The organism is Chondromyces apiculatus DSM 436 (genome assembly GCF_000601485.1).
GTDB classification, from domain to species: Bacteria; Myxococcota_A; Polyangia; order Polyangiales; family Polyangiaceae; genus Chondromyces; species Chondromyces apiculatus.
Map to the genome: position 1 here is coordinate 38,842 of NZ_ASRX01000023.1, position 23,939 is coordinate 62,780.

4 protein-coding genes are annotated in these 23,939 nt (G+C 69.6%); 1 reads left to right on the forward strand and 3 read right to left on the reverse strand.

Features of this window, described 5'->3' with window-relative positions; genetic code table 11:
• Positions 1-76: 76 nt before the first annotated feature.
• Genes CAP_RS16610 through CAP_RS44785 form a run of 3 tightly spaced genes read right to left on the reverse strand, consistent with a single transcriptional unit; the run spans position 77 to position 18,708 of the window.
• The gene (locus CAP_RS16610) at positions 77-5,872 is read right to left on the reverse strand and encodes a type I polyketide synthase (protein ID WP_044241706.1); all 5,796 of its coding nucleotides are present in this window, start codon (positions 5,870-5,872) and stop codon (positions 77-79) included.
• Position 5,873: 1 nt separating this feature from the next.
• Positions 5,874-11,510 carry a type I polyketide synthase gene (locus CAP_RS16615; protein ID WP_081864958.1) on the reverse strand — a complete coding sequence of 1,879 codons (5,637 nt, stop codon included), beginning with the start codon at positions 11,508-11,510 and terminating at the stop codon, positions 5,874-5,876.
• Complete coding sequence (locus tag CAP_RS44785) at positions 11,503-18,708, reverse strand: hybrid non-ribosomal peptide synthetase/type I polyketide synthase (RefSeq protein ID WP_081864959.1); 7,206 nt, start codon at positions 18,706-18,708, stop codon at positions 11,503-11,505. The genes CAP_RS16615 and CAP_RS44785 overlap by 8 nt, the downstream gene beginning before the upstream one ends.
• Positions 18,709-19,098: 390 nt before the next feature.
• Here CAP_RS44785 and CAP_RS44790 point away from each other — a divergent pair, with 390 nt between their 5' ends.
• The gene (locus CAP_RS44790; protein WP_269324382.1) at positions 19,099-23,937 is read left to right on the forward strand and encodes a type I polyketide synthase; all 4,839 of its coding nucleotides are present in this window, start codon (positions 19,099-19,101) and stop codon (positions 23,935-23,937) included.
• The last annotated feature ends 2 nt before the right edge of the window (positions 23,938-23,939 follow it).

Below are 23,939 nucleotides of genomic sequence, written 5' to 3' on the forward strand. Positions count from 1 at the left end.
GGCGATGCCACGTCTCGTTGGTGACGCTGCCCCGTCAGCGCGCCGTCAGCGCGTCGTCAGCGCGCGCCGGGGAGGTTCAGGCATCGCCCTTCAAGCTGGCCAGTTCGGCGCTGAGGAGGGCTGCCATCTCGTCCTCCGAGAGATCGTCGAGATCGCTGTCGGGGGGCGCCTCCGGCCGAGGAGGCGCCTCGGGCTCGGGCGATGCCTCGAGGGGAACCTCCATGCGCTCGGCCAGGTGGTCGGTGAGGGCGACGAGGGTGGGATAGGTCCAGAGGAGGGTCGCGGAGAGGCGGAGATCGAGGGTCCTCTCCAGGGTGTTGCGCGCTTCGAGCGCCATGAGGGAGTCGACGCCGTAAGTGTTGAGGGGCTGGCGGGGGTCGAGGTCGTGCGGGGCGAGCCGGAGGATGCGGGCCATGTGCTGGCGCAGGTGGGTTTCGAGGTGGGCGCGGCGGGCAGGTCCGGGTTTCTCGGCGAGGAGGGAGGCGCGGAAGGAGGCGCGGAAGGATGCCGTCCGGGGGGCAGTGGCCACGGGGGCCAGGGGCGTGAGGCGGTCCATGAAGGCGGCGTCGGCAGCACCCGGGTAGAAGGTGCGCCACTCGGCAAGGTCGAGGTGGAGGACGCCGAGGGTCTGGTGAGAGGCGCGGAGGAGGCGGCCGAAGGCGGTGAGGCCCTCGTCGGGCGTGAGGCTGCCGATGCCTCGGGAGGAGAGGCGCTCGCCGCGCGTGCTGCTCGCCGCGGCGAGGCCGACGTCGGACCAGGGCCCCCAGGCGATGCTGAGGGCGGGGAGGCCGAGGGCGCGGCGGTGATGGGCGAGGGCGTCGAGGGCCGCGCTGGCAGCAGCGTAGTTGGCCTGGCCCGGCGCGCCGAGGAGGGCGGCGGTGGAGGAGAAGAGCACGAAGAAGTGCAGCGGGAGGTGCCGGGTGAGGAGGTGGAGGTTCCAGGCGCCATCGAGCTTTGGGGCGAAAGGCGCGAGGAGGCGGGCGCGGTCGAGGTTCTGGAAGGTGCCGTCGTCGAGGATGGCAGCGGCGTGGACGATGCCGGCGAGGGGAGGCATGGGGCGCCGCGCGGGGTCCAGGTCCGGGGAGGGCGCCAGCTCTGGAGCAGCAACGCGCGCAGCAGCGCGCGCAGGTGGGAGGACGGGGGCGAGGGCGGCGGCGAGCTGATCGCGGCTGGCGACATCGGCGGTGGCGACGACAATCGCGACGCCTTCGGCGCGGAGGCTGTCGAGGAGCTGCGCGGCTTCGGGGCGCGGAGGGGTGCGGCCGACGAGGAGGAGGTGGCGGGCGCCGTGGCGCACCATCCAGCGGGAGAGTTCGAGGCCGATGCCCCCGAGGCCGCCGGTGATGAGGTAGGTGGCGTCGGGATCGAGGCGGGGGGGCTTCGTGTCGGCTGAGGGCGTGAGGGAGGTGCGGGTCAAGCGTGCAACGAGGCACCGACCTGCGCGCAGGACGAGCTGGCGCTCGCGGTCGGAGGTGCGAAGCGCGTCGTGGAGCTGAGCTGCCTGGTCGGCGGGGGGCGCAGCGGGGTCGAGGTCGAGCAGGGTCGTGTGCAGCTCCGGGTGCTCGACGTCGAGGGAGCGGCCGAGACCCCAGAGGGAGGCTTGCTCGAAGGCGAGGCGCTGGGGAGCGTCGCCGGGTTGCTGAGCGCCGCGGGTGACGAGCCAGAGCTGGGCGCCCTCGGTCCCGGCGCCGAGGAGTGCCTGTGCGAGGCGCAGGGCGCCCGTGACGACCGCGTCGCAGGCGTCCGCGGGAGATGCGCCGCCGGGTGCGGGAGAGAGCGCGTCCAGCGCTCGGAGGTAGACGACGCCGAGGCTGCGCGAGGCAGGGCGCGGCGGAAGGGAAGTGAGGAGGCGGCGGAGGTGATCGGGGTCGGTCGGGTCGAGGTGAACGGGATCGTCGGGCGTGGGGTCGGCCGGGAGGTGGAAGGTCGAGGACGCCGTGACGAGGAGACATTGGCCGGGGGCGCTCCGTTCTTCGAGCCTGCGGGCGAGGGCCATGCCGAGGCCGTGGTGATCGGCGATGACGAGCCAGTCGGTGGGGAAGGTCTGGCGCGGCGCAGTGGCAGCGGGGAGAGGTTCCCAGGTGAGGGCGTAGGCCTCGTCGTGGGCGGGTCGGGCCGCGGCGCGGGTGAAGACCTCGGCCCCGGCGCGGCGGGCGCGGAGGTCCAGCAGCTCGGCGACAGGGGTGCCGCTGTCGTCGAGGAGGCGGACGTCGACCGCGAGGATGTCGCTCGCCGGGTCGTTGCTGGGCGCGAGCCTCGCGTGGCACCAGAGAACGGTGGGCGCAGGTGCGTCGCACCAGAAGCTCTTGAAGCCGACGGGTACGTAGGTGGTGTCGAAGTGACCCTGCGGGAAAACGGCGGCAGGGAACTGGAGGCAGATGTCGACGAGGGTGACGTCGCGCGCCGCGCGGCTGGTCGGAGGAGGGGAGGGGAGCTGCACCTGGCAGAGGGCTTCGCCGTCGCGGCGGTAGGCGTCACCGACGGTGCGGAAGCTCGGGCCGAAGTGGTAGCCGCGCGCCTCCATGGCCCGGTAGAAGTCCGAGGAGGGGAGCGTCTCGGAGCAACGAGCGCGGATCTCGTCGAGGCTCACGCGGTCAGAGGCGCCTCCCGGGGCAGCCGCGGGGAGGCGCTCGGAGACGCGCCCCTCGGCGTGCTGGGTCCAGCTCTCCGGGAGAGCGGCGCTGGCGTCCGTGCCGTGCGCGCCGTGCGCGCCGTGCGCGTCGTCAGAGGGGGCGCTGGCGCTGAAGACGCGGAAGCTCAAGCCGGTGGTGTCGGGCGTGAGGAGGACCTGGACGACGCGCTCCTCGTCGTCGCCGAGGACGAGGGCTCGGGGGAAGAAGGCGTCTTCGAGGCGCGGGGTCCGGCAGAGGCCTGCCTCGGTGGCCGCGGTCATGGCCATGACCAGGTGAGAGGCGCCGGGAGCCACGATGAGGCCGTGGAGGCGGTGGTCGTCGAGGAAGGCTGGTGCGTCGCGACGGAACGTGGTCTCGAACTGGACCTCGACGAGCGGTGAGCGGAGGCGGCGGCCGAGGAGGTCGTGGGCACCGGCGTGAAGATGGGGCCGCTGCGCCTGGGGGGCACGCGGGGGGCCGGGAGCATCGTCGGTGTCGATCCAGTAGCGCTGGCGCTGCCACGGGTAGGCGGGCAGGGAGACCACGGGACGCACCGGGTGGAGGCGCTCCCAGGGGACCGGGTGGCCGCACGCATAGAGGGCGCCGAGGGCGCGGCGCATGGCTTCGGGTTCGTCTTCCTGGCGGCGCATGGACGCGAGGGTGGTGCCCTCGATGCCGAGGTGCTGGAGCGCGTCGTGGACCGCAGGGAGGAGGATGGGGTGAGGACCGAGTTCGATGATGGTGTCGTGGCCGCTCTGGAGGAGGCGCTCGAGGGTGGGCCAGAGGAGGACCGGCTCGCGGAGGTTCTGCACCCAGTAGGCAGCGTCGAGGTGCTCGCCCTCGATCGGCGCGCCCGTGACGGTGGAGTGGAAGGGGATTGCCGTGGGTCGGGGGGCGATGCCGGAGAGGGCCTGGAGCAGCGCGTCGCGCAGGGGATCCATCTGCGGGCTGTGGGAGGCGACGTCGACCTGGATGGGGCGGCAGAAGATGCCTCGTGCACCGAGGTTGGCGAGGACCTCGCGGAGCGCGGCGGGGGCGCCGGAGAGGACGGTCTGGCGAGGGCTGGTGCTGACGGCCACGGAGAGCTGGTCGGGGTAGGCGGTGACCACGGACCGGGCTTCGTCGAGGGGGAGCTCGACGATGGCCATGGCGCCCTGGCCGCCGACGCGGCGGAGGAGGTGGCTGCGGCGGCAGACGATGCGGGCTGCGTCGTCGAGGTCGAGGGCACCGGCGACGTGGGCGGCGGCGATCTCGCCCATGCTGTGGCCGATGACGGCGTCAGGCTCGATGCCCCAGGAGCGCCACAAGGCGGCGAGGGCGACGCCGATGGCGAAGAGGGTGGGCTGCACGCGATCGATGCTGGCGCGCTGCGCTGGATCCTCGGGCGTGTGGAGGTGCTCGGTGAGGAACCAGCCGGCGTGGCGGTGGATGGCCTGCTCGCAGGCTTCGAGGGCGGCGCGGAAGGCGGGCTCGGTGCGGTGGAGCTGCTGCGCCATGCCCGGCCACTGGCCTCCCTGGCCCGGGAAGGCGAAGACGAGGCGAGGGCGCTCCCCAGGGACATGGTGGCCGTGGGCGAGGCCCGGCGCGGCGTCGCCGCGGAGGAAGGCGTCGAGGGCGCCGAGGGCCTGCGCGCGGGAGCCAGCCGGAATGGCGAGGCGGTGGGCGTGGTGCGCGCGGCGGACGGCAGCGGTGGCGCAGAGGTCGTCGAGGGAGGCGGTGGGCGCGCGATGGAGGTGCGCGCGGTAGGCATCGGCGAGCGCGCGCAGGGCCTCGGGGCTGCGGGCAGAGAGGGGGAGCAGGGCCAGAGGGGGGGCGGCGGCGGAGGCGTCCAGGGAGGCGGCTGGGCTCACGGGGCGACGTGACCCTTCGGGCGGGGGCGATTCGAGGATGACGTGGGCGTTGGTGCCGCTGAAGCCGAAGGAGTTGATGCCCGCGAACCGCGCGCCCTCGCGCTGCGGCCAGGGGCGGGTCTCGGTGGGGATGGCGAGGGGAAGCTCGCTCCAGGGGATGAGAGGGTTCGGTTCTCGGAAGTGGAGGTGGGCGGGGATCTCTCCGTGGCGGAGGGCGAGGACCGTCTTGATGAAGCCGGCGATGCCAGCGGCGGCTTCGAGGTGGCCCATGTTGGACTTGATGGAGCCGACGTGGAGCGGTCGGTCGGCGGGGCGGCCGCGGCCGAGCGCCGTGCCGAGGGCAGTGGCCTCGATGGGATCGCCGAGGGGAGTGCCGGAGCCGTGCGCTTCGACGTAGTCGATGTCGGAAGGCGCGACGCCGGCGCGGGCCAGCGCGGCGTCGATGACGGCCTGCTGGGCGATGCGGTTCGGGGCGGTGAGGCCGTTGCTCCTGCCGTCCTGGTTGACGGCCGAGCCGCGGACGAGGGCGAGGATGGGATCGCCGTCGCGGAGGGCGTCGGAGAGGCGCTTGAGGACCACGATGCCGGCGCCCTCGCCGCGGACGTAGCCGTCGGCGGAGGCGTCGAAGGCCTTGCAGCGGCCGTCGGGGGCCATCGCGCGGAGCTTGCAGAAGTAGACGGTGCGGTCAGGCGTGAGGATGAGGTTGACCCCACCCGCGAGCGCGAGGTTGCACTCGCCAGCGCGCAGGCTCTGGCAGGCGAGGTGCACCGCGACGAGCGATGACGAGCAGGCGCTGTCGATGGCGATGCTCGGGCCTTGCAGGCCGAGCACGTAAGAGAGGCGGCCCGCGGCGACGCTCGCGGTGTTGCCTGTGCCCGTGTAGGCGTTGATGACCTCGTCGCCGAGCTTGACGTGCAGGTTGTAGTAGTCGAACGAGAAGAAGCCGATGTAGACGCCGGTCTGGTGGCCCTGGAGCGCGTCGGGCGGCTGGCCTGCGTCTTCGAGCGCCTCCCAGGCCACCTCGAGCAGGAGCCGCTGCTGCGGGTCCATGCTGATGGCCTCGCGGGGAGAGATGCCGAAGAAGCGGGCATCGAAGCCGTCGACGCCGTCGAGGAAGCCGCCATGGCGGGTGTACATCTTGCCGGGGATCTCGGGATCGGGATCGTAGAGGGCGTCGATGTCCCAGCGATCCCGGGGAACCTCGGTGATGGCGCTCCGGCCTTCGCGGAGGAGACGCCAGAGGGCGTCGGGTCCGCTGGCGCCAGGGAAGCGGCAGCCGATGCCGATGACGGCGATGGGCTCGGAGGCGGCGCGCTCCAGGGTCTGGAGCTTCTGCTGCATCTTTTCGAGCGCGGCGAGGGCGCGCTTCAGGCGCGAGACGTCCTCGCCCCGCTCCGTCGGGTTGCTCATGTCAGGGGCCTTCTATCCAGCGATCGATCTCGGCGAGCTTGGCGTCGAGCAGGGCTTCGACCTCGTTGCCCGAGAGGTCGTCGACGTCGGTGAGGGAGGCGGCCTCGGGCTCCGGGCGGCGCGCGGCAGTGGGCAGGGTGGATGTGGTGGGTGCCGACGGGGCGCCGAGGAATCCGCAGAGGGCGGCGACCGTGGGGTAGTCGAAGATCAAGGTCGCGGGCAGGGCGCGCGCGAGGGCCGTTGCGAGGGCGTTGCGCAGCTCCACCGCGGCGAGTGAGTCCAGTCCGAGCTCGCTCAGAGGTCGGTTCGGGTCGAAGGGTGCGCCGGGGGCGATGCCGAGGACGCGGCGGGCCTGTTCCTCGACGAGCGTACGCACGATCTCCTGGCGGCGGCGCGGGGTCGCGGCTTCGAGCTGCCGCGGGACGTCGCTGCCCTTCGGCTTCGGGGGAGGCTGGGCGGCATCGGCGGTGGCATGCTGGAGGCGCGCGATGTCCGAGACCCAGGGGGGAACAGGCCCCGTGGCGAACTGATCGAGGTACTTCGACCAGGTGACACGCATGACGGCAGCCTGGGCAGTGTCGCCCGCGAGGAGCTGCTCCACGCGGCGGAGCGCATCCACGGGGGCGAGATCGACGATGCCCTGCTCGATCCTGCGGCGCTGATCGCGGGCTTCCGCGGTGGCGGCCATGCCCGCTCCTGCCCAGGGCCCCCAGTTGATGCTCAGGGCCGGCAGCCCCGCGGCGCGGCGGTGGTGGGCGAGCGCGTCGAGGAAGGCGTTCGCCGCGGCATAGCTGCCCTGGCCGGGTGAGCCGAGGAGGGCAGCCGCGGAGGAGAACATGAGGAAGAAGTCCAGGGGAAGGTCGCGGGTCTGCGCGTGCAGGTGGTGGGCACCAGCCATCTTGGGGGCGAGGACGCGGTCCATGCGGCTCCCGTCGATCTGGAGGAGGACACCGTCGTCGAGCACGCCGGCGGCATGCACCACGCCTGCGAGGGGAGGCAGGGTGGACTGGACCTGCGCGAGGATGCGGGAGACATCCTCGGCACGGGCGACGTCACCCTTGAGCTGGAGGACGTGCGCACCCCTGGCCTCGAGCGCGACGATGGCGGCCTGCGCGGTCTCATCGGGGCGACGGCGGCCGAGGAGGGCGATGGCCCGTGCGCCGCGCTCGACCATCCAGCGCGCGACATGGAGGCCGAGGCTGCCAAGGCCGCCCGTGATGAGGTAGCTCCGCGCCGGGTCGGGGCGCCACGTGGACAGGGAAGCGGCGGGGCCCCGGGCGAGGCGCGCGACATGGCGCTCGCCAGCGCGGTAGCCGACCTGCTCACCCCGGGAAGCGACGGAGATCTCGCCGAGGAGGTGCGTCGCGTGATCGGCGGGGGTCGCGGGATCGAGGTCGATGAGGCCGCCGAAGATCTCGGGGTGCTCGAAGGGGATCACGCGGCCGAGGCCCCAGACCAGCGCCTGCGCCGGGAAATCCACGGCCGCCCCAGCGGGGCCGACGGGCTGCGCCCCGGCCGTGACGATCCAGAGGCGGGGCGGGGTGGGGGTGCTCCGCTTGGAGAGGACGCGGAGGACGTGGAGGGTGACGTGGCAGCCGAGGACCTCGGCGCGCATCAGCGCAGAGCCCTTCTGGTCCACGAGATCCAGGCAGAGGGCGTGGACGACGCCGCGGAGCGGGAGCGCGGACGGTAGCCTGTCGAGGAGGCGCTCGATGTCACCGGGGAGGTTGAGGTTCGCGCGGTAGGTGCGCTCACCCGTGGGCTCGAAGGATGCGCCGGGATGCGCGATGACGACCGTGTCCCCGCGCGCTTCGAGGAGGCGCGCGAGGGGGACACCGACGCTGTCAGGAGGGGTGAGGAGGAGCCACGCTCCCGGTCCTTCGAGGTGCTCGCCGAGCAGGGGCTCTCCGGTCGGGGGCTGGATGCCGAAGGGGGCGTCGGCGCGGCGCCAGGCGAGGGTGTAGACGTCGTCGTGTTGCGCGACCTCGGCGGAGCGCCCCATGGCCTGGCGGGTGGCTTTCTGGTAGCGCACGCCTTCGAGCGTGAGGACAAGCTCGCCGTCGTCGTCGACGAGGAGGACGTCTCCAGTCACCGCATCGTGACGTGGATCAGCCTCGTCACGGAGGCCGGCGTGCGCCCAGCAGGGACCTTCGGGGATGCGGTGCACGTGAACGCGCTCGATGGCGACGGGCACCCGCAAGGACAGCTCGCCGCCGTCGACGAAGGAGGCACCGGACGCGGTGCTGAGGACCTGGAGGCAGGTCTCCAGGAGGCTCATGGTTCTGCTGGAGGTGTCGATACCTTGCTGGCTCCGCGGAGGCGCCACCCGGCCGAGTGCTTCTCCGTCACCGAGCCAGACACTGTCGAGCCAGCGGAAGGTGGGTCCGAAGGAGACCTCGCGGGCATCGAGGGCTTCGTAGAGGGTGCTGCCCTGGAGGTGACGCCGGGCGCGCTGGCGCAGGGCGTCGCGATCGGGGAGAGCGATGACCGGTGGGGGAAGATGCGCCCTGAGCTTGCAGGTGGCATGCAGCGTCCAGGGGGCTGCTTCGTCGCCGGCCTCGGAGCGGCTGAAGATCTGCGCAGAGGCCTCGCCGTCACCCTGGGGGCGCAGGACGAGCTGCGCGATCCGAACCTCGCCATCGGTGAGGAGGAGCGCCTGAAGAAAGGCAGCGTCGTCGATTGCGCAGGAGTATCTCCTCGCACCGGGCACGCCGTCGGTGCCCCGCGCGCCGTTGAGCGCGGTCTCCGCGGCGGAGAGGAACATGGAGAGGTAGCCGACTGCCGGCATGGTGATCCGGCGGTAGTAACGATGGTGATCGAGTGCCTGAAGCGCGCCGCTCAGGCGCACCTCGAACACAGTCTCCGCGAGAGGGAGGGGGATCCTCCGGCCAAGGAGCGGGTTTTCCGCGCTGATGGGGGCGCTCGGGGCCGGGATCGTGCGGGGCCTGGGCTCAACCCAGTAGCGTCGGCGCTGGAAGGGGTAGGTGGGGAGGGAGATGCGGCGGCGGGAGCGCCCGCCGTCGATGGCGCGGAAATCGAGATCGACGCCATGGGCGTAGAGCCTGCCGAGGCACTCCGTCACCTGCTGGTCATCGTCACGGCCCTTTCTGAGAGCGCAGAGCCAGAGGGCGTCGCGGCCCTCGTCGCGCTCCCGTCCCAGTGCTGTCAGGATCGGGTCGGGGCCGAGTTCGAGGTGACGGCTGTAGCCACGGTGGCGGAGGGCTTCGAGCCCTCGGAGGAACTGCACGGGCTCGCGGGTATGACGGCGCCAGTAGTGTGCATCCGGCACTTCGGTCGGCTCGAGCCGGCGACCTTCGAGGTTTCCGTAGAAGGGAATCCGGGGCGCGGAGAACCGGACGGAGCGTGCTGTCTGCTCGAAGGTGTCGAGCATCGGATCGACGAGCGGAGAGTGGAAGGCATTGGAGGCGGTGATGCGCCGGGACTTGATGCCGCGCACGCGGAGCTGGTCGAGAAGGGGGTGCAGCGCGGAGGTCCTGCCCGCGACGACCACCTGCTTCGGGCCGTTCACCGCTGCGAGCGAGAGGTCGGCGGCGTATGGAGCGAGGGCCTCCTCGACCAGCGCCGCGTCGGCGAAGATTGCCGCCATCTCCCCGCGCTCCGTCAGGGCGCTCATGAGTCTCGCGCGCGTGGTGACGAGCTTCAGGGCGTCGGCGAGGCTGAACACCCCGGCGACGTACGCTGCGGCGTACTCACCGAGGCTGTGGCCGAGGACCGCGGCGGGTTCGAGCTTCCAGGAGCGAAAGAGCGCCGCGAGCGCGACCTGGAGAGCAAACAGGGCCGGCTGGCAGTACTCCGGGGTGTCGAGCAGGGCGTGGTCGTTCGAGGTCGCATGGAGGACCGAGAGCAGGGGACGATCGAGGTGGGGCCGCAGCGCGGCGTCGCACGCCTCGAGGGCCTCACGGAACACTGGCTCGGACTGGAAGAGCTTGTGGCCCATGCCGGGGTAATGGCCACCCTGGCCAGTGAAGAGAAAGACGATACCCGGTTCTCGGTCCTCCGCCTGACCGTGGCCGCTGGCGATGCTGGAGGGCCGCTCTCCTTCCGAGAAGGCGCGCAGGCCTTCGCGGGCCTGATCGGTGGAGCCGGCTGTGATGGCAAGACGATGGGAGAAGTGGGGTCGCCCTAGGGCAGCGGCGGCGCAGAGGTCCCCGAGGGAAGTCGTGGGATTGGCTTCTAGGTGCTCGATGTAGCGCGTCGAGAGCGCTCGGAGAGCGTCGTCGCTCTTCGCGGAGAGGGTGAGAAGGTGCACCGGACGTTCCGCGGCGGGTCGCGGGATGGGCGCGGGTGGCGCTTCCTCCAGGATGAGGTGTGCATTGGTGCCCCCGATGCCGAAAGAACTCACCCCGGCGCGGCGAGGCGTGCGTCCTGCGCGCCAGGGCGTGAGCTGGGTGTTCACGAAGAAGGGGCTGCTCTCAAGGGCGAGCTCGGGGTTGGGTCGCTCGAAGTGGAGGCTCGGGGGAAGTGCCTGGTGCTTCAGGGCGAGGACCGTCTTGATGAGGCTCGCCATGCCCGCCGCCGTGTCGAGGTGTCCGATGTTGGTCTTGACGGAGCCAATGGCGCAGAAGCCTCTCCTGTCGGTATCCGCGCGGAAGGCACGGGTGAGTGCCTGGATCTCGATGGGGTCACCGAGAGGCGTGCCGGTCCCGTGGGCCTCGACGTAGCCGATGGTCTCGGCGTTCACTCCGGCCAGCGCGAGCGCCTGGGCGATGACATCGGCCTGGCCGTCGACGCTGGGGGCCGTGTAGCCAATCTTGGAGGCCCCATCGTTGTTGACGGCCGAGCCCTTGATGACGGCGAGGATCTCGTCGCCGTCGCGGAGCGCGTCCTCGAGGCGCTTGAGGGCGACGACGCCCGCGCCATTGCCCGGGACAGTGCCCTGGGCCGCGGCGTCGAAGGCGCGGCAGTGGCCATCGGGCGAGAGAATCATGCCCTCTTCGTAGGCGTAGCCGACGTGGTGGGGGACGCCCACCGTGGCGGCACCCGCGAGGGCCATGTCGCAGTGGAAGTCGAGCAGCCCCTGACAGGCGAGGTGCACGGCGACCAGCGAGGTCGAGCACGCGGTCTGGAGGGTGAGCGCGGGGCCCCTGAGGTTCAGCTTGTAGGCGACGCGCGTGGCGAGGAAGTCCTTGTCGCTGGCGATGAATGCCTGGAAGCCCTGCGCGCTCAGGAAGTCGATCCCGTGGGGAGGGTCGAGGTTGCGGAGGAGGTAGGTGTTGATGCCGACGCCGCCATAGACGCCAATGGCTCCCGCGCGCCGGGCTGTCTCGCTCCCCGGGGCATACCCTGCGCTCTCCAGCGCCTCCCACGCGCACTCCAGGAAGAGACGTTGCTGAGGATCCATGAGCGTCGCCTCGCGCTCGGAGACACCGAAGAAGGCGGCGTCAAACCCGTCGATGGCAGCGAGGGTGCCCTTGGCCTTCACGTAGGTCGGCCTGCGCGAGGCTTCGGGGCTCACGCCGGAGGCTTCGAGGGCGGCCTCGGAGAGTCTTTCGATCGATTCGATGCCATCCCGGAGGTTTCGCCAGAAGTCGTCGATCCCTGCGGCGCCGGGGAATCGCCCGGCCATTCCGACGATCGCAATCTCTCCAGCGGATTCCTGTGTCTCGCCGCTAGCCATGCTCGCGCCTGCCTTTCATCAACTCGCGTCGTCTGCCCCTCGCCTCCCGCTGCCGGTCTGCGCGCTCGTGGGCGTGCGCCATGGAAGGTGCGTCGGCCTGCGGTCGCTCCAGGAAGCGCGCGAGCGTGCGTACAGTGGGGTGCCTGTACATGTCGACCATGGTGAGCTCGCGGCCGAAGTCCCCCTCCAGCCGGATGCGGACCCGGGAGACCAGCATCGAGTGGCCGCCGAGGTCGAAGAAGTTGCTGTCGGGTCCCACGGCAGGGAGGTTGAGGATCTCCCTCCAGATCGCAGCGATGCTCTGCTGGAGCTGCGTCTCGGGCTCGCCCGTGTCGGCCTCGACGAGCCGCGGCGCTCGAGGGCCCCCCTCCGGGAGTGCACGGCGGTCTATCTTGCCGTTCGCGGTCCGAGGGAGCACCGGGAGCGCGACGAACGAGGTGGGGATCATGTAGTCGGGGAGGTGTGCTTTGAGGTGCTCACGCAGCTCCCGCGGGGAGGGCGGTTCGCTGCGCGCCACGACGTAGGCTGTGAGTTCTCGCTCTCCCCCGGCACTCTGGCTTCCGGTTGCCGTGACCACGACCTCGGAGAGGGCAGGATGGCGTCCGAGGAGCACCTCGATCTCGCCGAGTTCGATGCGGTAGCCGCGGACCTTGACCTGGTGATCGATGCGTCCGAGGTACTCGATGTCGCCGCTGGCTCGGAACCGCGCCAGGTCGCCGGTGCGGTACATCCGCGCGCCGGGCTCGTCGGTGAAGGGATCGGGCAAGAATCGCTCGGCAGTCAGGGCAGGCCGGTGAAGATACCCCGTGGCGACACCCCAGCCGCCGATGTGGATCTCACCGGGGATGCCGATGGGGGTGGGACGGCCCCGGGGATCGAGGATGTAGACCTGGGTGCTGGCGATGGGGCGGCCCAGGGGGACCGAGCCTTCCGCGGGGTGCACCTCGGCGACCGTGGACCAGATGGTGGTCTCGGTGGGGCCGAACAGGTTCCAGAGGGAGGCGCATCGCGGGAGCAGCGCGTCGGCGAGGGGCCGAGGGAGGGCTTCGCCTCCGCAGAGGATCTTCAGGCCGGTGTCTCCTGGCCACCCAGCTTCGAGGAGCATGCGCCACGTCGCCGGGGTGGCCTGCAGGACCGTGGTGCCCGTGCTGGTGATGGCGCGCGCGAGGCGGGTGCCGTCTGTGACGGTGGCTTGATCCGCGATGACGACGCGTCCGCCAGTGGTGAGTGGGAGGTAGAGTTCCAGGCCAGCGATGTCGAAGGAGAGGGTGGTGACGGCAAGGAGGGTGTCGCTCGGGCCGAAGCCGGGGCGCTCGCGCATGGAGCGGAGAAAGCTGGTGACGGCGCCGTGAGGGATCTCGACACCCTTGGGGAGCCCGGTGGAGCCAGAGGTGTAGATGACGTAGGCCGGGCTCGTGGCGGCGAGGGAGATGGAGAGCGGCGTGGGGTCCTCGCGGTCGATCGTCTCGCGCTCCGTGTCGAGGAGGACGAGGTGGGCCTCGTGGGCGGGGAGCATGCCGACGAGATCGCTGGTCGTGAGGAGGAGCCAGGGGCCTGCGTCGCGCAGCACGAATGCCTGCCGTTCGCGCGGGTAAGCGGGATCGAGCGGGACGTAGGTGGCGCCTGCCTTCAGGATCGCGAGCAGTCCGATGAGCATGTCCAGGGAGCGCTCGGTGCACAGGCAGATGCGGACGCCAGGGGCGGCGCCGCGTCGACGCAGGTGGTGGGCGAGCTGGTTGCTGCGGGCGTCGAGTTCCCGGTAGGTCACCTGGTCGTCCCCGAAGGCAGCGGCGACTGCGTGGGGTGTCTGGGTGACCTGCGCCTCGACGAGGCCGTGAACGGTGATCACGGGGAGAGGGGCGACGCGGGTATCGTTCCAGGAGACGAGGACGCGGTGACGTTCGGCCTCCCCGAGGAGGGGAAGCTCGGAGAGAGGCTGCGCCGGGTCAGCGACGATTCCCTCGAGGAGGACGGTGAGATGCCCCAGCAATCGCTCCACCGTGGCGCGCTCGAAGAGGTGGGCGTTGTACTGGAGGAACAGGGTGAGGGCGTCGTCCGCCTCGACAGCCATCAGGTCGAGGTCGAAGCGCGCAGCGCGCTGCTCGAAGGGGAACGACTCGAGGGTGAGATCGCCGAGCTGCAGGGTTCCTCCCGGCTGGCCCTGCATGAAGGGCACCGACGCGCGGGCGCGGTGTGGTTGCTGCAGGACGAAGGCGACCTGGAAGATGGGTGAGCGGCTCGGGTCTCGCGGAGGCCTGAGGCGTTCGACGAGCCGAGCAAAGGGGTAGTCCTGGTGGTCGAGCGCGCCGAGCGCCACGGCCTGAGCGCGCTCAAGATAGGCGAGGAACGTGGGATCACCCGAGAGATCGCCGTCGATGGCGATGGGGTTCACGAAATCGCCGCTGATGCTGGAGAACTCGGTGCGGCTGCGTCCAGACGCTACCGAGCCCACGATGATGCGCTGCTGGCCCGTGTAACGGTGAAGCAGTACCTGGAAGGACGCGAGGAGGGTGGTGTGGAGCGTGGCTCCGTGGCGGCTGGCCAGCATCCTGAGCGATCGGGTGAGATCGGGGTGCAGGGCGTGGAAGACAGAGCCTCCTTCGTAGGTCTGCACCGGTGGGCGTGGGAAGTCGGTGGGCAGCGCGAGAGGCGTGAGGTCGCCTGCGAGCCTTCGAGACCAGTAGGTCCAGAGGCGTTCTTCCTCGGCGCCCGTGAGCAGCTCGGCCTGCCAGCGGACGAAATCGGCGTACTGGAATGCGGGAGGCGCCAGGGTACCGCCGGAAAGCAGCGTGGAGAGTTCGTCGAGCAGGTCGAGGAGCGACCAGAAATCGATGACGATGTGGTGGAACGTGAGGGACAGGACGCTGTCGCCAGGGCTGCGGGAGAAGAGCTTCACGCGGACCGGGGGCGCCGCCCCGAGATCGAAGGGGGCGTGCCACGCCGCCGCGACACGCGTCCGGAGCGCCTCGTCATCGTCGCCCGTGGCATCCACAGGGGTGAAATCGAGGTCCACGTGCTCGTGGAAACGTTGCACCGGAACGTCGTCCTCGACGGAGAAGGTCGCGCGAAGCGCGTCATGACGATCGAGCAGTTCCTGGAATGCGGATCGCAAGCCCTCAGGAGTCACGTTGCCGCGGAGGCGCGCGGCGAGGCCATAGTTGTAGGCGGCGCTGCGCGGATCGGTCTGGTGCACGAACCAGAGCGCGCGCTGTCCGAAGGAGAGGGGCTGAGGCGTACCAGGGGGGACGGGGCGGTGGACGAGGGGAGAGAGGAGAGGGAGCTCCGGCGTGAAGGTGGTCGCTCCGGTGGCAACGACGCGATCGTCGATGAGGGTCGCCATCTGCGAGAGGGTTGCTCCCTGCAGCAGCTTCACGAGCGGCAGGTCGAGCCCCAGATCGAGCCTGACACGGTTCCTGAGCTCGACGGCCATCAGGGAGTCGAGCCCCAGGCGGACCATGGGCTGGGTGGTGTCAATCTGGGCTTCGGGGCACCCGAGGACACGGGACAGTCGGGTGACGAGGTACGCAGAGAGGCGGTGCTGGCGTTCCTCGGAGCCGACCGCGAGGAGGGCGTCGCGCGTGAGCCCGCCGTGCGAGGTCGCGCGCCGTGGTGCGCTGCCCGGGAGACGACGGAACCTCAATCCCGCCGCGTGCAGCGCGATGTCGCCGTGGCCGTCGCGTACGACGAGATCGCCTTCGAGCATTCCCTCGTCGCCTCCTGGAGACGGACGCACGGCGATGTGGCTCCACGCCTCGGCACCGAGCGGGCTGACGGCCGTCAATGTATCGATGCCCGCGAGCAGGTACAGATCGCCGGCACCCTGCGGGAGTACGTGCAGCGCCCCCTGGAAACATGCATCGAGCAGCGCCGGATGTGCCAGGAGGGATTCCGCGGCGCGCTGGAGCGCCGGAGGAGCGCAGATCCTGGCGGAAGCCTCACCCTGGGCGCGCCAAACTTCCTCGACCGCCTGGAAGCTCGTGCCCAGATCGAGGCCGAGAGCGCGCGCGACGCGGTCGTGCTCGTCGCGTGAGACGTGTGTTCCTCTGGAGAGAGCGTCACGCGAAGGGGAGGAGAGCTGCGCTGCGTGCACCCCGGATGCCGGTGAGAGCCGTCCGGTCACGTGCTGCATCCAGGTGATGTCCGCCGTTGCTTGCTGGGCCGCACCGGAGATGGTGAAGGTCAGCTCTCCTGAGGGATGCCTCGTCATCGCGAGCTGTACGGTGTGGGTCCCCTCCTCGGAGAGGAGGAGAGGAGCCGCGAACTGTACGTCGCGAAGGCGGAGAGGTTCTTCCGGGAGCAACTCGCGCCCCGACGAAAGCGCCATCTCCAGGTAGGCGGCCCCAGGGAGCACGATGTCGCCCTGGATGCGGTGATCTGCGAGCCAGGGGTGGGAGGCGAGGCTCAGATCAGCTTCCCAGTAGTGCGTCCCCGGGTCGTTCGCCGGGCTCACACGCCTGGCGAGGAGGGCGTGGCCAGGCCGCACCAGGCGGTGGCGTGGCGCAGTGGACGCTGCTTGCTCCGAGCTGGGAGGAGCGGGCCAGAAGCGTTGATGCTGCCAGGGATACGGGGGAAGCCTCACGACGTTGGCCCTCTCGGCATGGAGACGCTCCCAGGCTGGAGAGAGACCACGCGTGTAGAGGCTCCCCAGCGAGCGCAACATCACCTCGCGTTCTCCTTGATCGCGTCTGAGGGAGGGCAAGAGCGTCGCCTGTGCGCCCAGTCCGTGCAGCCCCTGCTGGATCGAGGTGAGCACGATGGGATGCGCGTTGAGCTCCAGGAAGGTGTCGTGGCCGTCACGCCTCAGCGCCTCGATGGCTTGCCAGAACAGCACCGGAGACCGGACGTTGCGCACCCAGTACTCCGTGTCGAGCGTTCGACCGTCGATGCGCGCACCGAGGACCGCGGAGTAGAAGGGGACCTCGGCGGCGCGAGGGACGACACCGCTCATGGCCTGCCGCATTTCAGGGAGCAGCGGATCGAGCTGGGGGCTGTGCCCGGCCACGTCCACCTTGATGAAACGGCAGAAGATCTCGCGCGCCGTGAGCTTGCGTGCGAGGTCCTCCAGGGTCGCGGTGTCGCCCGAGAGGACGGTGGACCCAGGGTTGTTGTTGACCGCCACGGAGACGCAGTCTTCGAGGCCCCGAATCGCTTCGCCGGCTTCGAGGAGCGGCAACCCGACGACCATCATGGTCCCGAGGCCATTCACCCGGCGCATGAGCTGGCTGCGCTCGGCGATGATCCGCGCCGCGTCACTGAGGCTCAGGGCGCCTGCGACGAAGGCAGCGGCGGGCTCGCCCATGCTGTGGCCGACGACCGCGGCGGGCTCGACACCCCAGGAGCGCCAGAGCGCGGCGAGCGCAACCTGCACGGAGAAGAGCGCGGGTTGCACGAAGTCGATCGTGTCGATCCGGTAGCGCTCCGGGGAGGCGGTGAGCTCATCGACCAGCGACCAGGCGACGTGGTTTCTCAGCGCCGCGTCGCACTGCTCGATGACGGCACGGAACACCGGCTCTCGCCCGAGTAGCTCGCATCCCATGCCGAGCCACTGCGAGCCCTGGCCGGAGAACACGAACACGAGGCGTCTCGCGGCCTCGGACGCTGCGGCGCCGGACGAGACGCCAGGATGCTCCTCGGAGGCGATGAAACGGTCGAGTCCTTCGACGATCTGCGCGCGTGAGCTTCCGACGAGGGCGAGGCGGTGCTCGTGGTGCGCTCTCCGGAGGGACGCGGTGAAGGCGACATCGCGCAGCGCAATCGGAACCGTATCCCTGGTGAGCATGTCCCTGTACGCGCCGGCGAGCTGTTTCAGGGCCTGTGGCGCCCGCGCGGAGATGGGAAGCAGGAACGCAGCGCCCTGCGGCGCCGTCTCCGTGGGCGGGTGCGGTGCAGGGGCACTTTCAAGAACGACGTGGGCATTGGCGCCCGAGAGCCCGAACGAGCTGACACCCGCGACGGCGCGTTCCGAATGCTGGGGCAAGGGGCCACGAAGGGTCTGCAGCTTGATGGGCAGGGAGGCCCAGTGAATGTCGGGGTTTGGCGTCCTGACGTGCAGGCTCGCAGGAACCTCCTGGTGCTCAAGACACAGGACGGCCTTCACCAGTCCCGCGATCCCCGCTGCTGCCTCGGCATGGCCGATGTTCGTTTTGGCAGTGCCCACGAGGCAGGGACGACCTGCCGGCCGATGCTCCCCGAGGACAGCGGCGAGCGCCTCGATCTCGACGGGATCACCCACCCTCGTCCCGGTGCCATGGACCTCGACGTAGGAGACGTCGCAGGGAGGAACGCCGGCGCTGCGGTAGGCATCCCGGAGCAGCGCCTCCTGAGACGCGCGGCTGGGCGTCATCAGGTTTCCGCTGCGCCCTCCATCGCTGTTCAGGGCACTGCCGCGGATGACCGCGCGGATGGAGTCACCCGCGGCGAGGGCGTCGGAAAGCCGCTTGAGCACGAGCACACCGACGCCCTCGCTCCGGACGAACCCGTCGGCGGCTGCGTCACCGAACTTGCAGCGACCGTCTGCGGCGAGCATGTCACCCTGCGAGAAGGAGATGCTGTAGAACGGCCGGAGGATGAGGTTCACACCTCCAGCGAGGGCGAGCGCGCTCTCGCCAGAGCGCAGGCTCTGGCAGGCCAGGTGCACAGCGGTGAGCGACGAGGAGCACGCAGAATCCACGACGATGCTGGGACCGTGGAGCCCGAGCGTGTAGGAGAGGCGTCCCGCGAGCGAGCTCCTGCTGCAGCCTGTCGTGGCGTGGGCATCGAGGAGCGTGGGATCCGCGCCGATGCGCTCGTCGTAGTCGCTCGACAGCACGCCGATGAAGACGCTGGCGGGGCAGCCATGCCTCGGATCGAGCACCTGCCCGGCATCTTCGAGGGCTTCCCATGCGACCTCAAGCAGAAGGCGCTGCTGGGGGTCCATGCGAAGCGCCTCGCGGGGAGAGACGCCGAAGAAAGCATTGTCGAATCCGTCGATCCCGGCGAGGAAACCCCCGTATCGGGTCGATATCCGCCCTCGCCTGCCCGGATGGGGGTCGTAAAGGGCCTCGATATCGAAGCGATCGGGAGGAACCTCCGTGATGGTATCGACGCCATCGCGGAGGAGTCGCCAGAAGGCCTCCACGCCGCTTGCTCCGGGGAGTCGTACCGCCATGCCCAAGACAGCAATCGAGTCCGCACGACTGCGCGTATCAGCCAGGTTCATCCTTGACCTAACCTACCGAGGAGGATTGCTCCGCCATCCGACTTCGGCACACAGCCGTGAACGCCGATGTAGGGATGGCAGTTTCAAGAAGTCCCTTGCAGCGACTCAGGGAGACCTTGCGACATGTACACTAACTATTGTACTCGGCTGAAGCCTGAGATAAAAATCTCATAGCTTCAGCTTTGCTGACGACGAGCCGAGGAATCACCGGATGCTGACATCTGGCGCTCTCAGGGGAAGCTCGTGAAAAGTGCTGGTTAGGTATTGGCGATAACAAGAGAAGCAATGTCATGAATCAGTGACCGTGGTTGCGTATTCGCAGAACACGGAGAGCTGGTCGTCTCGGCCATGTGGCAGCGGGTGATCTGCTACGGCGAGAGCAGGCGAGTCATGAGCACGCATTCCGGGTCCAATGACAATCGGGAGCTGCTGAAGCAAGCGCTCCGGGAAATAAGGAGTCTGCGGAGCCGACTCGACGCGATAGAATACGCGCGCACGGAACCTATTGCCGTCGTCGGTGTGGGCTGTCGCATGCCAGGCGGGGGAGACGGATCTGATGCCTACTGGCGGCTCTTGCGAGATGGCGTCGATGCCGTGAGACGGGTGCCCGACGCACGCTGGTCCGGTGGACCTATCGATGCTGCCGAGGTGGAGGCACTCGGCGAGATCCACGGGGCCTTCCTCGATGATATCGATGCCTTCGACGCCGCCTTCTTCTCCATTTCATCGCGCGAGGCCGTCTGCATGGACCCGCAGCAGCGGATCCTCCTCGAAGTGGCATGGGAAGCGCTCGAATCGGCGGGAGAGACGCGTGCTCGGGTCGCCGGGAGCAAGACTGGTGTGTTCGTGGGCCTTCACAGCCAGAGCAGCGACTACTTCTGGCTCCAGGTTGGTGGGGGCTCGGAGAGCGATGTGTACACCGCCACGGGGACCGCCCACAGCGTCGTTGCGGGGAGGCTTTCGTACTTCCTCGATGCGCGAGGCCCAAGCGTGGTGGTCGATACGGCGTGCTCCTCGTCGCTGGTCGCTGCCCACCTGGCGTGCCAGAGCCTGCGCACGCGAGAGAGTGATCTGGCGCTCGCTGCCGGCGTCAACGTGAGGCTGACGCACCATTTTCTGGTCGCTGCGGGCAAGATGGGCGCTGGCTCTCGCTCGGGAAGATGCCGTCCCTTTGACGACGGGGCAGATGGCATCGTCTTCGGCGAAGGCTGCGGTGTCGTGGTGCTGAAGCGCCTGTCCGACGCGCTGGCTTCCGGCGACACGATCTGGGCCGTCATCCGCGGCTCCGCGGTGAATCAGGATGGGTGCTCTGCCGGCCTCACCGCCCCCAACGCGCTCGCGCAGCAAGCCGTCCTTCGAGAGGCGCTGCGGGGAGCTGGCGTTACGCCCGCGCGCATCGGCTACGTCGAGGCGCACGGCACGGGCACCCCGCTGGGGGATCCCATCGAAATGGAGGCCCTCAAGGCTGTCGTTGGAGGTCCTCGCACGTCGGGGTTGCCCTGCGCTGTAGGGGCCGTCAAGAGCAACCTCGGCCACCTGGAAGGGGCGGCGGGGATCGCAGGGCTGATCAAGGTCGTGCTTGCCCTGAAGCATGCTGCCCTGCCGCCCAACCTTCACTTCGAGCGCCTGAACGGGCACATCTCGTTCGAGGGCACACCGTTCTTCATCCCCCGGGAGCTCACGCCTTGGCCTGCAGATGGCGAGGCACGCTGCGCGGGGGTCTCGTCGTTCGGATGGTCAGGCACGAACGCCCACCTGATCCTCGAAGAGGCACCCTCTCGTGCCCCGGAGGACGATGTGGCGGAGAAGGCCATGTCCCTGAACGGTGGCCCCTGGTTCCTTCCTTTGTCGGGGCACCGACCCGAGGCGCTGGAGGCGCTCGCGCGCGCGTTCCGTGACGCGTTGCGGGCCGAGGAGGCAGCGGAGAAGCTGCCGCTGAGAGATCTCAGTTACACGGCCTCGCACCGCCGCACCCACCACGAGCACCGCCTCGTCGTGGTGGGGAACTCCCACGAGGAGCTCGCCGAGCGGCTCGACGCCTTCACCCGCGGGGAGGCCCGGCCGGGGATCGCGGCAGGACGGGTCGCGGCTGGTCGCCGTCGCAAGGTCGTCTTCGTGTTTCCCGGACAGGGGGCACAGTGGGCGGGCATGGGCTGCAGTTTGATGGATCGTGAGCCCGTGTTCCGCGAGGCGATCGAACGTTGTGCTGCATCCTTCGAGCCGCATGTCACGTGGTCCCTGCTCGACGAGCTGCGCGCCCTGCCGGATGTCTCCCGCCTGGATCGCGTGGACGTCGTGCAGCCTGTGCTCTTCGCGATGGCCGTGGCGCTGTCCGCTCTGTGGCGCTCCTGGGGCGTCGAGCCAGACGCGGTCGTGGGCCAGAGCATGGGGGAGATCGCCGGCGCCTGCGTGGCGGGGGCGATGAGCCTCGACGATGCTGCGCGCGTCGTGTGCCTCAGGAGTCGGCTGCTCCGGCGAATCGCCGGTCAGGGAGCCATGGGGCTGACCGAGCTGTCCTTCGCAGAGGCTGCCGATGCCGTCGCGCCGTATGCCGGGCGCCTCTCCGTGGCCGTGAGCAGCAGTCCTCGGTCGACAGTCCTCGCCGGAGATCCAGCGGCCCTCGACGCGCTGCTCGCCTCGCTACGACAGCGCGAGGTGTTCTGCCGCTCCATCAAGGTCGATTACGCATCCCACAGCGCTCATGTGGATCCGATCCGCGAGGACCTGCTGCGCGATCTCTCTGGAATCGTCCCGCGTGACGCCGCCATACCCGTCTACTCCACCGTGCTCGACGCCGTGGCCACCGGACGAGAGCTCGATGCGGCGTACTGGGTCAGAAATCTTCGTGACCCAGTGCTGTTCTCCTCTTCGATCCAGCGCCTGCGGGCCGAAGGCCACGACACCTTCATCGAGATCAGTCCGCACCCCGTGGTGGTGACCGCCCTCGAAGACAACCTGAGAGGTGCGGGTGAAGTCTCCCTCATCCTCTCGTCCACGCACCGTGAGCAGGAGGAGCGGGCGACACTCCTGGAGATGCTCGGAAAGCTCCACGCGACAGGGTATCCGGTCGACTTCAGGCGCCTCGCACCGTCTGGCCGTTGCATCTCTTTGCCAGCGTATCCGTGGCAGCGGGAGAGGTTCTGGGTGCCACGATCCGGAACGGAAGGAGACGCCACCGAGCAGGTCCATGCGAGAACTCCGGCGAGCAACACGGACCGCAGGTCGGGCACGACGGAGAGCAGAACCTTCGATGCATGGCTGCTGCGACTGGAGTGGGTGAGGGCGCTCCCTCCTCCTGCGCCCCAGCCGCCTCCCCGGCCCGGGAGCTGGATGGTCTTCGCGGCGGAGGGGGGACTCGGAAGGGAGATCCTCGATCATCTCGTGCGTCTGGGCGAGCGTCCGGTCCTCGTCGTTCCCGGAGAGCGCTTCGAGGTTCTCGACGGTGCGCACGGGCAGTGCTTCTCGGTTCGTTCGGAAGAACCTGGGGACTATCGGCGTCTCATCGACGTCGCTCTTCCGGAAGGAGCACCTCCGTGCCGAGGTGTCGTCCACCTCTGGAGCGCATCTCTTCCGTCACTGCTCGCAGCGCAGGAAGACTCTGGGCAGGATGCACCCGCGGCCGCAGAGCGGTTCGGATGTCTGAGCGTGCTTCACCTCGTGCAGGCGTTGTCTCGCGCGGAGCTGAGAGATCCACCTCGTCTTGCCATCGTGACGCGTGGTGCGCAGTCCGTGGAGGTCGGTGAGGGCTGCTCCGTCGAGGCTGCGCCGCTCTGGGGGCTCGGGCGAGTCATCGCCCACGAGCATGCGGAGTTCGGCTGTCTCCGTATCGATCTGGGCACCCAGGAGACACCGGGCGAGGCGGATGCGCTGCTCGGAGAGTTCTTCGGAGCAGGACGCGAGGATCAAATCGCGCTGCGGAAAGAGGGTCGTTCCGTGGCGCGACTCGCACGCCGTGCGTCCAGTGCTCCGGCATGGTTCAAGGAGCCTCGGGCTGGAACCGGACCGTTTCGAGGCGACGCGACCTACCTGATCACAGGCGGTCTCGGAGGAATCGGCTTGCGTGTGGCGCAGTGGATGGTGCAGCAGGGGGTGCGCCACCTGGTCCTCGTCGGCAGAAGCGCCCCCTCTCCCGCTGCAGAAGAAGCGCTCGCGTCGATGCGCCACGAGGGAGCAGAAGTGGTGATCGAGCGCGCTGACGTGGCGTATCGCGACCAACTGGCGGCGGTGTTCACGCGCTTTCGGGCGGCCATGCCTCCTCTGGCGGGCGTCTTTCATGCTGCCGCGGTCCTCGATGACGGCATCCTGCTGCAACTGGATGGTGAGCGTCTGCGACGGGTGATGGCTCCGAAGGTAGATGGCGCCTGGAACCTGCATACGCTCACCGCAGGGGAGCAGCTCGACCTGTTCGTGCTCTTCTCGTCGGCCGCTTCGTTGCTCGGTTCGCCGGGGCAGGCAAACTACTCGGCGGCCAATGCATTCCTCGATGCACTTGCTCATCACCGCCGTGCTCAGGGGCTCCCCGGACTCAGCATCAACTGGGGCCCCTGGGCGGAGATAGGGCTCGCAGCCGCCCACACCGCGCGAGGAGAGCGGCTGTCGTACCGCGGTGTCGGAAGCGTCACCCCGGAGCAAGGAATCCAGGTGCTCTCAGGGCTTCTGGCATCCCCTCTGGCGCAGGTGGGCGTGCTACCGCTCAATTTGCGCCAGTGGCGGCAGTACTACCCGAAAGCGGCGAGCTGGCCGGTGTTCGAGCGTCTCGGCGCGGAAGCAGGAGGCCAGGCCGTGGGAACGCTGCCGAACACCTTGCTCGTGACGCTCGCCGCGGCGCCTGCGCGCGAGCGGGTATCCCTGCTCGAAGCCCACCTGCAGACGCAGATAGCGCAGGTGCTGCGGGTTCCGTCAGAGCGTATCGAGCGGGAGACACCGCTCAGCACCCTGGGGTTCGACAGCCTGATGGGTGTGGAGCTCCGAAACCGTATCGAGGCCAGCCTCGGCGTGACCCTACCTGCGACCATCATCTGGAAGTTTCCGACGGTCGCAGCGCTGGGAGCCCACCTCGCAGGCAAGCTCACGCCAGAGGACGCGACTCCTCCCGACGCGCGGCATGAGATCGCGCAGACCAGTGCACCCGCGCACCCGGTTGGAAACCCATCGGTGGAGGCCCTGATGACGAGCGTCCAGGCGCTCTCCGAAGATGACGCCTTGACGCTGCTCCTCGGTGGGCCGTGACG